Source organism: Gilliamella sp. B14384G10 (assembly GCF_016101685.1).
In the GTDB taxonomy this organism is placed as follows: Bacteria; Pseudomonadota; Gammaproteobacteria; order Enterobacterales; family Orbaceae; genus Gilliamella; species Gilliamella apis_A.
This window is the reverse complement of sequence record NZ_JACFQA010000001.1, coordinates 178012-192163: the sequence shown is the minus strand read 5'-3', so window position 1 is coordinate 192163 and position 14152 is coordinate 178012. Positions and strand designations below refer to the sequence as shown.

The 14152-nt window shown below is 33.2% G+C and carries 9 protein-coding genes and 1 tRNA gene; 6 read left to right on the top strand and 4 right to left on the bottom strand.

The features are described 5' to 3' along the window. Positions 1-16: 16 nt before the first annotated feature. Both rep and H3T54_RS00950 read left to right on the top strand, forming a co-directional pair. Entirely contained in the window at positions 17-2032 is a 2016-nt protein-coding gene (gene rep / locus H3T54_RS00955) for a DNA helicase Rep (protein WP_198220433.1), read from the top strand. Positions 2033-2339: 307 nt separating this feature from the next. Next, a tRNA-Arg gene (locus tag H3T54_RS00950) sits at positions 2340-2416 on the top strand. Between the two features lie 1008 nt (positions 2417-3424). Here the strand turns inward: H3T54_RS00950 and H3T54_RS00945 are convergent. The 4 genes from H3T54_RS00945 to H3T54_RS00930 all read right to left on the bottom strand — a co-directional run bounded on the left by H3T54_RS00945 (position 3425) and on the right by H3T54_RS00930 (position 10297). Further along, a complete protein-coding gene (locus tag H3T54_RS00945) occupies positions 3425-5728 on the bottom strand; it encodes a TonB-dependent receptor domain-containing protein (protein WP_198220432.1) in 2304 nt (767 codons plus the stop codon). A 90-nt stretch (positions 5729-5818) separates the two neighbouring features. After that, entirely contained in the window at positions 5819-6670 is an 852-nt protein-coding gene (locus tag H3T54_RS00940) for a hemin ABC transporter substrate-binding protein (protein WP_198220431.1), read from the bottom strand. Between the two features lie 367 nt (positions 6671-7037). Next, the gene (locus tag H3T54_RS00935) at positions 7038-9341 is read right to left on the bottom strand and encodes a TonB-dependent receptor domain-containing protein (protein ID WP_198220430.1); all 2304 of its coding nucleotides are present in this window, start codon (positions 9339-9341) and stop codon (positions 7038-7040) included. Positions 9342-9445: 104 nt separating this feature from the next. Next, positions 9446-10297: a hemin ABC transporter substrate-binding protein gene (locus H3T54_RS00930; protein WP_181414655.1), complete on the bottom strand. Its 852-nt coding sequence runs from the start codon at positions 10295-10297 to the stop codon at positions 9446-9448. Between the two features lie 251 nt (positions 10298-10548). Between H3T54_RS00930 and hutW the strand changes: the two genes are divergently transcribed. The 4 genes from hutW to H3T54_RS00910 are packed head-to-tail and all read left to right on the top strand — an operon-like array spanning position 10549 to position 14146. Next, positions 10549-11964: a heme anaerobic degradation radical SAM methyltransferase ChuW/HutW gene (gene hutW / locus H3T54_RS00925; RefSeq protein WP_198220429.1), complete on the top strand. Its 1416-nt coding sequence runs from the start codon at positions 10549-10551 to the stop codon at positions 11962-11964. A 15-nt stretch (positions 11965-11979) separates the two neighbouring features. Next, positions 11980-12480 carry a heme utilization cystosolic carrier protein HutX gene (hutX, locus tag H3T54_RS00920; protein WP_110447703.1) on the top strand — a complete coding sequence of 167 codons (501 nt, stop codon included), beginning with the start codon at positions 11980-11982 and terminating at the stop codon, positions 12478-12480. 17 nt (positions 12481-12497) lie between these two features. Further along, the gene (locus H3T54_RS00915) at positions 12498-13136 is read left to right on the top strand and encodes an NAD(P)H-binding protein (RefSeq protein WP_198220428.1); all 639 of its coding nucleotides are present in this window, start codon (positions 12498-12500) and stop codon (positions 13134-13136) included. Positions 13137-13159: 23 nt separating this feature from the next. Further along, positions 13160-14146, top strand: a complete 987-nt coding sequence (locus H3T54_RS00910) for an iron ABC transporter permease (protein WP_294893073.1) — start codon at positions 13160-13162, stop codon at positions 14144-14146. Positions 14147-14152 lie beyond the last annotated feature (6 nt).

Sequence of the window (14152 nt, the reverse complement as noted above, 5' to 3'; positions counted from 1 at the left end):
CTTAGGGTTCTCTTCTGTGCGTTTAAATTCAAGTCAACAACAAGCTGTCGAATATGTTTCAGGACCTTGTCTGGTACTAGCTGGTGCCGGTTCAGGTAAAACTCGAGTAATTATTAATAAAATTGCTTATTTAATTCGGGTAAAAGAATATTTACCTCGACATATTGTTGCCGTGACTTTTACTAATAAAGCGGCTCGGGAAATGAAAGAACGCATAGCCCAATCGCTGAGTAAGCCTGAGGCAAGAGGGTTAAAAATTTCAACCTTCCATACATTAGGATTAGATATTGTACGTCGAGAATATAAACATCTTGGTATTAAAGCTAATTTTTCACTATTTGATGATCATGATCAATTCGCTCTGCTCAAAGAGCTTACCCAGCAATGGTTAGATGGGGATAAAGATCTTATTAATCAGTTACGTTCAACTATTTCGAATTGGAAGAATGATATTGTTGATTCAACCATTGCAATGGCGAGAGCACAAACTAATAAAGAAAAGCTATTTGCTCACTGTTATCAACTTTATGAAAAGCAACTTAAAGCATGTAGCATATTAGATTTTGATGATCTTATTTTATTACCGACACTGCTATTAAAAACCAATGAAGAAGTCAGAGAAAAATGGCAAAACCGTATTCGTTATCTTTTGATCGATGAATATCAAGATACCAATACCAGCCAATATGAATTTATTAAATTATTGGTAGGTAGCCGAGCTAAATTTACAGTTGTCGGCGATGATGATCAATCAATTTATTCATGGCGTGGTGCTCGTCCGAAAAATCTAGTTTTACTCAAGCAGGACTATCCTCAACTAGAAGTGATTAAGTTAGAACAAAATTACCGATCATCAGGAAGAATATTAAAAGTTGCCAATATTTTAATTGAAAATAACCCTCACATTTTTGAAAAGAAATTATTTTCCGAACTCGGTTATGGAGAACATCTAAAAGTCATTTCAGCCGATAATGAAGAACATGAAGCTGAAAAAGTGGTTAACGACTTAATTGGAAATCGATTTGCCAATAATAGCCAATATGGTCAATATGCCATTTTGTATCGAGGTAACCATCAATCTCGTTTAATTGAAAAAATGCTAATGCAATATAGAATTCCTTATCGAATTTCAGGTGGTACATCTTTTTTTGCTCGAATTGAAATCAAAGATTTAATGGCCTATCTTCGTTTATTAACCAATCCTGACGATGATAATGCATTTATTCGGATTATTAATACCCCAAAACGTGAAATTGGACCTGCAACCATTCAAAAATTGGGGGAGTGGGCAAATCATCGTGGAGTTAGCTTATATCAAGCAAGCCATGATATGGGATTAACGGAATTACTATCAGGTAAACGCATGGAGACATTGCATACCTTTATTCACTGGTTTGATTCTTTGATTGAAAAATCACACATAGAGCCTATGGCTGCCATTCATGAACTCTTACATGGTATTCATTATGAAAGTTGGATCTATGAAACTTCATCTTCGCCAACGGCTGGGCAAATGCGCATGCGTAATGTAGAACAGTTGGTAAGCTGGTTAAATGATATGTTACAAGGTGATGATATCGATGAAGGATTAACTTTAGAGCAGGCTGTAGCTAGATTTACCTTGCGTGATATGTTAGAGCGTAATGAAACAGAAGAAGAACTGGATCAAGTACAATTAATGACATTACATGCTTCTAAAGGGCTTGAGTTTCCATATGTATATTTAATTGGCATGTCAGAAGGATTATTGCCACATCAAACCAGTATAGATGAAGACAATATTGAAGAAGAACGACGGCTTGCTTATGTTGGTATAACTCGAGCACAACGGGAATTAACCTTTTCATTTAGTCGACAGAGAAAACAATTTGGTGAAATAGTTTATGTAGAACCAAGTCGCTTTTTACTTGAACTTCCTCAAGACGATTTAGCATGGCAAGATCAGCGTCATGAATTATCACCTGAGAAAAAGATGCAACAAGGGCAAAGTCGTTTAGCTATGCTAAAAGCACAAATAGCCAATGCTAAATAAATGACTAATATTTAAAGTGAGATAAGACAGCCATTGTACTGCTATCATGATTTATAATTAAATCTGACTAAATTAGTAATAACATAAAAAAATTGAGGAAAGGGGTTTTTTAGGCTTAATAATAAATAAATTTTTATTTATTTTTAGCAAAATACCCGATTTTTTATTAGAAAAATTTTCAATATAGCGATTATGCTATTAAATTGATGATATTTTGACTATATAACCTAATAATCGATTAAAAAGCATTGACGGATCAAAATAGCTTTATATAATACTCTGCGTTATATCAATTCTGCTACTTAATGTCTCCTTAGCTCAGCTGGATAGAGCAACGGCCTTCTAAGCCGTAGGTCACAGGTTCGAATCCTGTAGGGGACGCCATCCGAATTTCAAATAAGTTTAAATACATTCTAAAAATCCCTCAATAAGTAGTTTTATATGATAATACTGACACAAGATTATTAACACGGCATTACATTCCTGAATATCTGCTTACTCAGGTGGCTAATAAAAAAAGCTTTGTTTTGATTTTTTCATTATAAATAAAATATCATTAACTATTTGATTTTTATTTTTACAATCAAAAAACCGATAAAATTATTTAACAACAATTAATTATCTTCTAAGTTTCAATGCGGTAGGGATGATATAAAAATTATTAACAAGCAAGTTGTTAATAATAATGGCTTAAGTGTTGTGTATTTTAAGAAACTTTTTTTATCATATCCAACGTTTTATTGTTATTTAATTCATTTTGGCGAATTAATTGTGTCTAGTTTTCAGTTGCTTTGATACTCATATTGTAGTTTGGTTGTTATTAACACAATTATAGCTTTAGATTTGTTTTATAGTGACTTATTAATAATATCTATTTTTCACATGCTTTTAAATTTTTCAAATAATGATAGAATCTATGGCAGTAGATAAAAAACGATTTAAAAGGAATTAAATATGGTGTTAAATGGTTGGGGAGTGTTTTTACTTACCTTGATTATTTATTGGTGGGTTTATTTTGCTGTATTAGCGATTGGTATATTGCTTTTATTCTCATCTCATAAATTTTTAAGAATTACCGGGATATTTTTTATAATTGTTCCTATATGTTGTTATCTTTTCATGTTTCTCTTCTTAATTTTTGCACCTAGATTTTCAGTTGGATAAAAAAGAGCATAATATAACAAAGATTACAATAATCATGTAATTATTTGATTTAATTAAATGATTAAATAGTTTATTTTTGCTTGAAATTAAAGTATAGCTAAAAAGATTAAACTGATTTTGCTATATACTCTTATTATTCAAAAAATAAAGTTAATCAATAGTTATATCAGTTATGATAATCAAATAACCCGCAAAAGCGGGTTATTTGATTCTTGGGATAATTTGATTTTAGAAATCAATGTCTAAACCTAGTTGGAATGTACGGCCAGGTGCAGTAAACATATCTAGGTATTTATGATCTGATGTACTGTATAATTTATTATTACTTAGATAATCCCAATATTTTTGATCAGTAAGATTGTAGATCCCACCATTTAGTTTCACATTTTTGGTGATATTGATATAACCTGTTAAATCAACAATACCATGACCAGCAATTCTAAAGTAATCATCTTTAGATTTAGCAATTGGTTTACCATCATTACCATAACTTTCACGAGATGTTGCTTCAGTTTTTTTGCCTTTTTGGAAAGTTGCCGTAATTGCTACACCATAAAATTTGTTCGGATCGTCCCATGCTAAGCCGATAGTGCTTTTCATTGGGGCAATAGAATCCATTTCAATATATTTATCCCCTAAATAACTCGATTTTGATTTGCCTTGGTTATAACCAATTGCGAATCTGGCACTTAAACCATTAACCGGTTCAATCCATTTTCCGATATTGAATTCACTGCTTAGTTCAGCACCATAAATATAGGCTTTATCACGGTTCTCTGCTTGATAAACAATACGGTTACCAACGCCAACGAAGTTTTTATTATAGCGAGTATAAGCGATAAAGTTTTTATATTTATTATAAAAAGCTGATGATGAAAGTGTCACACCTGATACAGGTTGCCCTTTTAAACCTAATTCAAAGTTGTCACTAGTTTCAGTTTTTAGGTTTGAATCTCCCACTAATACATACTTAGTGCTATGTGCTAAATAAGAGCCATAAAGTTGGTTCTGATTTGGCATTTGTGCAGCTCGCTTATATTGTAAATAAGCAGTAAAATCAGGGGTAATATCATACATAAATGCCATGGATGGTAATACTTTAAAATCGCTATTGCTATTGTATTGTTTACCCAATTGACTACTATTTATTTTTGATAATGACATATTTTCAAGGTTGCGCGGTTTAGTATTTTGGTAAACAGCTCTGACACCGGGAACTAAATAAAAATTATTACTGTCATTAACATTAAAGTTTATCCGATCTTCGAAGAAGCCACCGAGTTGATAACTACGGCTATCGGCTTGAGGTTTACTATAATCTCCATCAGGAAAAAATGATGCATTTGGAGATTTAGCTGATGAGAAGAATGGCGATTCATCTTCGCTCCATTTACCATTTAAACCAGCACTAATGCGTTGATTATCATAACTTTTGATTAGAGTCGTAATAAAGTTATAAGATTTCGTGTTATAGTTAGTTTGGGTATTAAAATTGCCTTTAGTTTTATGACGGAGGTCGGTACTGTCATAAACATTAGTTCGTTGATAATTCAATTGTGTGGTTAAACTATCAATCCAACTGATATTTGTCGGTTTCCATTGATCTTTAATTGCAAGATTGAAACGATTGTTTTTGCTTCTTTGTTTATCAAATGATTCAACTTTTTTACCATATCTATCCCAAGTATCATAATGAGAGTTTTTGGTTTTATTATTGTAATCGATTGTGGTATTGATTAAATGTTCATCCGTCATTTGCCAACCAAAACCAGCTAAGATTGAATTAGAATGCCAATTTTCCGGATAGCTACTGATTGAATCGCCATGATTACGCGTTTGTTGCCCATCGCGTCGACTTAATACCAAAATACCATTGAGATACTCATCACCACCAGCCATGGTTAAACCCTGATGATAACTTCGGTCGGCGCTATCATAGTTGTTTTGGAAACCGAAATAACTGGTTTTTCCTGGATAAAGATAATAACTGGCGGTTTTAGTTTGAAATGATACGGAGCCTCCTAAAGCATTGTTAGCGTTACTTACCGAGGTTGCGCCTGATTGGATATCAACTTTATTGTACATATAAGTATCGATATAATCTCGCCCGATACCATAAGATCCAAATCCAGCTCGACCTACTGAATTAACCCGACCTTGGGCAATAGGTAATGGCATACCATCAATATCGATTGAAACACGGTTAGCATCTAAACCACGGATGTTATAACCAGTAAATCCACCTCGGTCCCAACTGCTTTTGCCACTACCTGAGCCGGAAATACTACCAGATGCTGATATCAGCGGTTGATAACGCATAATGGTGCCAAAATTAGTCCCACCATCACGGCGAATATCTTGTTCCGAAATTTCGGTATTTGTTCCGGGTTTTTTCGTTGCTTCATGAGCGGTAACGGTAATAGTATCAATATCGTTTTGCTCATTAGGTTTATCAGCAGCAATAGCAGGTAACGCTAAGGTTAAACCTATTGCTAATGAACTGGTATTTTTTAAATATTTAAACTTTAACATGTTAGTCCTTTCAAATCTGATATACTAAATAATAAAGTGCACATCTATTGCTTCAATTATTAAAAATTTTATTAAATTCTTTAAAATAACTTATTGTGGATAAAAACTTTGGAAAAGTATTTTGGCTGCTTCATCAACTCGTGGGCCAATGCCGAACAAATAGCTATCATCAATAATGGTAATTCGATTATTTTTAAACGCTGCAGTTTCAATAATACCTGGAATAGTATTAACTTTATCTAGTCCGCCTAGTTGATCAATTGAATGTTTATTCAATATGATGACTTCCGGATTAAGAGTAATTAATGATTCGGCAGTATAACTTTTAAAGCTATTATGATTAGCAAGATTTTCACCACCAGCAATGGTAATTAATGCATCAATAGTTGTGTTTTTCCCTGCTACTGAGTTAGTTCCTCCCATGCTCATTAAAGCTAAAACCTTAGTTTTTTGTGGGTGTGTAGTAATTTTCGTTTCTAGGTCAGCAAGATTCGTCCTGATTTGATTGATGAGCACTTGACCTTCTTTTTGTTTATCTAATTTAACTGCAATTTTATTAATATTTTCGTAAAGTAATTCAATTGTCCCTGGTACACGTTTCAACGCTAGAACATCTACTTTTGACTGATTAACTTGATCAATAATATTTTCAGGTTCAACATCATTTAACGTGATAAACAGTGATGGTTTTAACGATAAAATGCCTTCAATGTTTAATAATTTCCAATAACCAATTTGTGGCAATTGTTTAACTTTTTCAGGAAAACTACTTGTTTTATCTACGCCGACAACCTGATCACCAGCACCCAGAGCAAACACAATTTCAGTAAGGGCGCCGCCGGCAATAACGATTCTTTGACTAGCTGAACAAACATTAATAAAGCTATTAATACTGAGAATTAGCAAAAATAGCACCAATTTTCCCATAAACTTCTTTTTCATAATTTATGTACCTACCATGGCTTAAAAATTAGACTGGATAATATAATGAAAATGATAACCATTATCAACATAAAATCTATAGAGATTTGCTGTAGCAGGGCCAAAAAAAAGCAAATTTAAGAATAAAAATAAACTTTTTTTTAAATAAATAATAAGTTTATAATCAATAAATTATAAACATAAAATTGAAAAAATTTTTTCAAATACTCCCAATTATTAGCTAAATAATCAACAATTACAGCTATAAATGCAGGTTAAGTCATCATTTGATGATAATTAATAATGAATTTTAGTTGTTATTTTTTCTCTGAAAAAAACTATTTTTATCAACTCCACCAATTATCGGTGGAGTGATTATTTTTTAAGATTAAAAATCAATATTTAAACCTAATTGGAAAGTACGACTTGGTGCAGTAAACATATCTAGGTATTTATGATCTGATGTACTATATAATTTATTATTACTTAGATAATTCCAATATTTTTGATCAGTAAGATTGTAGATCCCACCATTTAGTTTCACATTTTTGGTAATATTGATATAACCTGTTAAATCGACAATACCATGACCAGCAATTCTAAAGTAATCATCTTTGGAATTAGGAATAGGTTTACCTTCATTGTTATAAGTTTCACGAGATGTTGCTTCGGTTTTTTTTCCTTTTTGGAAAGTTGCCGTAATCGCTACACCATAAAATTTGTTCGGAGCGTCCCATGCTAAGCCGATAATGCTTTTTATTGGAGCAATAGAGTCCATTTCAATATATTTATCTCCTAAATAACTTGATTTTGATTTGCCTTGGTTATAGCCAATTGCAAATCTGGCACTTAAACCATTAACCGGTTCAATCCATTTTCCAATATTGAATTCACTGCTTAGTTCAGCACCATAAATATAAGCTTTATCACGGTTCTCTGCTTGATAAACAATACGATTACCAATGCCTAAAAAATCTTTTTTATAGCGAGTATAAGCGATAAAGTTTTTATATTTATTATAAAAAGCTGATGATGAAAGTGTCACACCTGATACAGGTTGGCCTTTTAAACCTAATTCAAAGTTGTCACTAGTTTCGGTTTTAAGATTTGAATCACCAACTAATAAAGCAATACTACTATGGGCTAAATAAGAGCCATAAAGCTGATTCTGATTAGGCATTTGTGCTGCACGTTGATACTGTAAATAGGCAGTAAAATCAGGGGTAATGTCATACATAAATGCTATCGAAGGCAATACTTTAAAATCGCTGTTACTATTGTATTGTTTACCTAATCGATTGCTATTAATATTCGTCACTGACATATTTTCAAGATTACGCGGTTTAGTATTTTGGTAAACAGCTCTGACACCGGGGACTAAATAAAAATTATTACTGTCATTAACATTAAAGTTTATCTGATCTTCGAAGAAGCCACCGAGTTGATAACTACGACTATCGGCTTGTGGCTTACTATATGGACCATCGGGAAGAATAATGATATTTTCTGATTCAGCCGATGTAAAAAATGGTGATTCATCTTCACTCCATTTACCATTTAATCCAGCACTAATGCATTGATTATCATAACTTTTGATTAAAGTGGTAATAAAGTTATAAGCTTTGGTATTGTAGTTCGTTTGGGTATTAAAATTACCTCTAGTTTTGTGACGGAGATCGGTACTGTCATAGACATGGGTTTGTTGATAATTCAACTGTGTGGTTAAACTATCAATCCAACTGATATTTGTCGGTTTCCATTGATCTTTAATTGCAAGATTGAAACGATTGTTTTTGCTTCTTTGTTTATCAAATGATTCAATCTTTTTACCATACCTATCCCAAGTATCATAATGAGCGTTTTTGGTTTTATTATTGTAATCAACAGTGGTGTTGATTAAATGTTCATCGGTCATTTGCCAACCAAAACCGGCTAAGATTGAATTAGAATGCCAATTTTCTGGATAACTATTGATTGAATCGCCATGATTACGCGTTTGTTGCCCATCGCGTCGGCTTAATACTAAAATACCATTGAGATACTCATCACCACCAGCCATGGTTAAACCTTGGTGATAACTTCGGTCGGCACTGTCATAGTTGTTTTGAAAACCGAAATAGCTGGTTTTTCCTGGATAAAGATAATAACTGGCGGTTTTAGTTTGAAATGATACGGAGCCTCCTAAAGCATTGTTAGCGTTACTTACCGAGGTTGCGCCTGATTGGATATCAACTTTATTGTACATATAAGTATCAATATAATCTCGTCCAATACCATAAGAACCAAATCCGGCCCGACCAACACCATTAACTCGACCTTGGGCAATAGGTAATGGCATACCATCAATATCGATTGAAACACGGTTAGCATCTAAACCACGGATGTTATAACCAGTAAATCCACCACGATCCCAACTGCTTTTACCACTACCTGAGCCGGAAATACTACCAGATGCTGATATCAGCGGTTGATAACGCATAATGGTGCCAAAATTAGTCCCACCATCACGGCGAATATCTTGTTCCGAAATTTCGGAACTTGTTCCAGATTTTTTTGTCGTTTCATGGGCGGTAACGGTAATAGTATCAATATCGTTTTGCTCATTAGGTTTATCAGCAGCAATAGCAGGTAACGCTAAGGTTAAACCTATTGCTAATGAACTGGTATTTTTTAAAAATTTAAAATTTAACATTCTAGTCCTTTAATCGATAATGTAATAAATAACAAGAACGCTCATTTATTGCTTCAAATGATAAAAATATTAATAAAAAATATAAAAATAGTTATTCTAAAAATTTATTGAGGATAAAAACCTTGAAAGAGTATTTTTACTGCATCATCTACTCTTGGGCCAATGCCGAACAAATAGCTATCATCAATAATGATAATTCGATTATTTTTAAATGCCTCTGTCTCTGAAATACCAGGAATAGTATTGATTTTATCTAAACCACCTAATTCATTGATTGAATGTGTGGTTAAAATAATAGCTTCTGGATTCATAGCAATTAAGGATTCAGTTGTATAAGTTTTAACACTGTTATGAGTAGCAAGATTTTCACCACCAGCAATAGTGATTAAAGCGTCTGTAGTCGTATTTTTTCCTGCAATCAAAATGCTTCCCCCCATATTCATGATACACAACACTTTTATTTTATGTGGTTGCGTCGCTATTTGAGTTTGGATATTAGAAAGATTCTTTTTGATTTGATTGATTAGTTCTTGGCCTTTTTCTTGTTTATCCAATTTTACGGCAATCTTATTAATATTTTCATAAAGTAAATCAATTGTGGCTGGTACACGTTTCAACGCTAGAACAGCAACTTTTGCTAGGGTTATTTGCTGAAGAATATTATCGGTTTCAGTATCATTGAAACTAATAACTAGTGAGGGATTAAGAGATAGTATTGACTCAATATTTAGTAATTTTAAATAACCAATTTGAGGAAGTTGTTTTACTGTTTGAGGAAAGTGACTGGTGCTATCAACACCGACAACCTGATCACCAGCACCCAGAGCAAACACAATTTCAGTCAGTGCGCCACCAGCGATAACAATTCTCTCATTTGCATAACTGAAATTAGTAAAGTTATGTACACTAAAAATGAATATGAATAATAAAATATTTGCCATAAATTTCTTTTTCATTCTGTATTTTCTCATTAAAAGTTTACAAATAGACCAATCAATATATTGAAAATGATAATCATTATCAATATGTATTAATAATAATTTATAAGAAGTTTTAAAAAAATAGGAACTAAAGCTAAAATAATTTTATTATTCAAATAAATAGTAAATTCATATTACATAACAAATAAATAAATAATGAAAAAAATATTGATAAATGAGAATAATTATTATTTAATTCTGCAAGATTATTTTTATGAATGGAAGTTATGAAATCATTTGATGTAAGTGCCTATTACGCTTTAAATTCAGTTTTACCCTTTAAAGATCGTTGGGCTGTAATGCCATTACAAGCCAGTTTACCTGTTCCGCCTCCAGAATTAGAGCAACAATGGAATAACCTACTAAATTCAAATTTAGCTGGCAAAAAAAGGTTAATTTATCTACATATTCCTTTTTGTGATATTCATTGCCAGTTTTGTGGTTTTTATCAAAATCCATTACGTAAGTTTGATACCAAAACTTATATAGACTATTTACTACAGGAAATATCTTTAGAAATCAATAGTAAAGCAATGCAGTCGGCCCCAATTCATGCTATTTATTTTGGTGGTGGAACACCTTCAGCATTGGCGACTGGACAATTAGCTCGAGTAATTAGTTATTTTAAACAACATGCCCCTTTAGCGCCTGATTGTGAGATTACCGTAGAAGGTCGAATTTCTGATTTTGATGATGAAAAAATTGATAGTTATATTGAGTCTGGAGCTAATCGTTTTTCGATAGGTGTACAAACATTTAATACTGAAATTAGACAAAAATTAGGGCGCCAATCATCGGAAAAGGAGATTATTCAACGTTTCGAAAACATTGCTTCACGAGATAGTGTGGCACTAGTTTGTGATTTAATGTTTGGTTTACCTAATCAAACAACGGCTACATGGCAAAGAGATTTAGCAATTGCCGATCAACTTCCGCTTGATGGCGTTGATCTTTATTCTTTAAATCTTTTGCCAACTACTCCTTTAGCGAAAGGGGTTGAAAATAGAAGAATTGAATTACCATCGGTTATTGATAAATGTGGTTTTTACCATCAAGGTGCCGAGTATTTAGCTAAACAAGGCTGGACACATTTAACTAATGCTCATTGGGCTAAAACCAGTCGTGAGCGCAATTTATATAATTTTCTCATAAAGCAAGGCTCACATTTTTTTGGATTTGGTTCTTGTGCTGGTGGTAAATTAAATGGTCAATCCTATATGATCCATCGTGATTTAAATCAGTATTATGCATTATTAGACCAAGGTAAGAAACCAATAATGATGTTAACAGATAAACCATTACTTGGCGATTGGTTACATAAGTTACAAGCTGGCATCGAGAAAGGCCGAATTGATTTAACTCAGTTAACCGATCGTGCAGAATTGTTTGATCCACTAATCAAACAATGGCATGAAGTAGGGCTATTACAAAATGAAGATCACTGTTTACGACTTACCTTATCGGGACGATTTTGGTCGAGTAATCTATTACAAGCCTTACAGCAACTGTTATTACAACTTAATAATCCTGAACATCTCGAATTACAAAAACAAATGGCACAAGCTAGACAAACCATGCAAAAAAGTAATGGTGTAGCTAAAGCTCATCCTCATATGCAAAATATCCATTTAAAAAACAAATGATTAAAGGAAATTACTATGGCAGATAAACCAACTGTTTTAAATAATCTTGCAACTTATATGCAATCAAATCCAGAAGAATTATTAGAAAAAATCGCGCAAGATTATAAAGTGACACTTACACAAGTAATCCAAGCAATACCTGATGTTAAAATTGTTGATGGTAGCAATTTTGATATGATTTGGGAGGAGGTAACAACTTGGGGTGACGTATTATTTTTAATTCATACTGGGGATATTATTGCCGAGATTTCTGGAGAACTGCCCCCTGGAACGCATAGTCAAAAATATTTTAATTTACGTCATCAAAAAGGCTTAAGTGGTCATATCAAAGCGGAACATTGTCTACATATTGCGTTTATCGAACGAAAATTTATGAAAATGTCGACAGCATCGATAATTTTCCTTAATCATTTAGGTCAATCAATGTTTAAAATTTTTGTCGGTCGTGATGAAAAACACCAATTAAAAGCAGATCAACTTGAAAAATTCCGAGCATTAGCCGAAAAAATCAATTAATTTTAAGAATTATACAAATGAAAACATTAATTATTTTTGGTGTAAGCGCACATCTGGGTACTGGCTATCAAGTATCTCAATTAGTAAAACAATGCCATCCTCAGTGGCGTTGTATTGTATTAGTTCGAGATGCTGTATTTGCTAAACAATTAGCGGAACAAGGTATTGAAACTCATGTTGGTGATGCAACCGATAAAGAACTAGTTAAAAAGATCTGTCAGCAAGCAGGGCCTGAAGCTATTATTATTTCAACGCTAGGTGGTGAAACGGGGAATTATATTGCTCAACGTATTATTATCAATTGTGCTGAACAAGCTGGTGTTAAACAGATGCTTTTAGTCACTTCACTTGGTTGTGGCGACTCATGGCCAACACTATCCCTACGTGCTAAACAAGCTTTTGGTTATGCTGTCCGGGAAAAATCACTAGCTGAAGTTTGGTTACAAACAAGTTTATTAAATTATGTGATTTTAAGACCTGGTGGTTTGCGTGATGGCGAGATAACCGGTAAAGGTCAGTGCTATACCGCTCAAGAAGTTCATGGCTTTGTATATCGAAAAGAATTAGCCAGAATAATCATTGATAAAATTGCTAATCAACAATTTGATAATTGTATATATAGTGTTGTAGACCCAAATCTAACAGTAAATTATTAGTATTAAATATATGAGGTTAATTGGTGCACAAATCTAGCCAAGCAATATTATTATTGGGATTATTTATTTTGCTATTAATTTTAATGATCTATTCTGCAAACACAGGAGCATTAAAATTATCATTTACACAACTAATGAATTTGTCATTTGATGATCCTTTATGGAATATCTGGTGCAATATTCGCCTTCCAAGAATTATTTTAGCGATAATTGTTGGTATGGCATTAGCAAGCGCAGGAGCTGTGATGCAAGGGTTATTTAGAAATCCTTTAGCTGATCCTGGTTTGTTAGGTATTAGTAGTGGAGCAAGTTTAATGGTTGGTATGACAATTTTATTTCCTGCTGTTTTCCCGCCAATTATGATGCTTTACGGCAAAATGGTTGCAGCATTTGCTGGTAGCTTATTTATTTGTGCACTTATTTATCTTTATAGCCTTAATGAACAATGTAATCTAGCTAAAATGATTTTACTCGGTGTTGCTATTAATGCCATCATTGGGGCTGTAATGGGCGGCTTGAGTTATATCAGCGATGAATCTCAACTAAGACAAATTTCTTTATGGTCAATGGGCCATTTAGGTAAAGGTTCATGGGATCTGGTGATTATGTCGCTATCGTTAATTTTTCCAGCATTATTATGCTTAATTAAGCTAGCTCACCAGCTTAACATATTACAATTAGGTGATGAAGATGCCCATTATTTAGGCATTAATGTTGAACGCACTAAACGCTATCTTTTACTTCTTTGTGCTGTGTTAATTGGTACATCAGTTGCGGTAAGTGGCATCATTGCTTTTGTTGGTCTAGTTGTTCCGCATATGATTCGTTTGCAAATTGGAGCAAATCATAAATGGTTAATTCCGGGATCTGCATTAGGTGGAGCCTGTTTACTTCTGTTAGCAGATACCTTAGCTAGGACGTTAGTTGCCCCGACAGAAATTCCTGTTGGTCTCTTAACGAGCCTTATTGGTGGTCCATATTTTCTTTGGCTTATTTTAAGACATAAATAATTGGTG

Excerpts from the sequence above, each read along its gene's own strand:
- H3T54_RS00940 (WP_198220431.1), bottom strand. The coding sequence starts at position 6,670 with ATGAAAAAGAAGTTTATGGGAAAATTGGTGCTATTTTTGCTAATTCTC.
- hutX (WP_110447703.1), top strand. The coding sequence starts at position 11,980 with ATGGCAGATAAACCAACTGTTTTAAATAATCTTGCAACTTATATGCAA.
- H3T54_RS00930 (WP_181414655.1), bottom strand. The coding sequence starts at position 10,297 with ATGAAAAAGAAATTTATGGCAAATATTTTATTATTCATATTCATTTTT.
- H3T54_RS00915 (WP_198220428.1), top strand. The coding sequence starts at position 12,498 with ATGAAAACATTAATTATTTTTGGTGTAAGCGCACATCTGGGTACTGGC.
- H3T54_RS00945 (WP_198220432.1), bottom strand. The coding sequence starts at position 5,728 with ATGTTAAAGTTTAAATATTTAAAAAATACCAGTTCATTAGCAATAGGT.
- H3T54_RS00935 (WP_198220430.1), bottom strand. The coding sequence starts at position 9,341 with ATGTTAAATTTTAAATTTTTAAAAAATACCAGTTCATTAGCAATAGGT.
- hutW (WP_198220429.1), top strand. The coding sequence starts at position 10,549 with ATGAAATCATTTGATGTAAGTGCCTATTACGCTTTAAATTCAGTTTTA.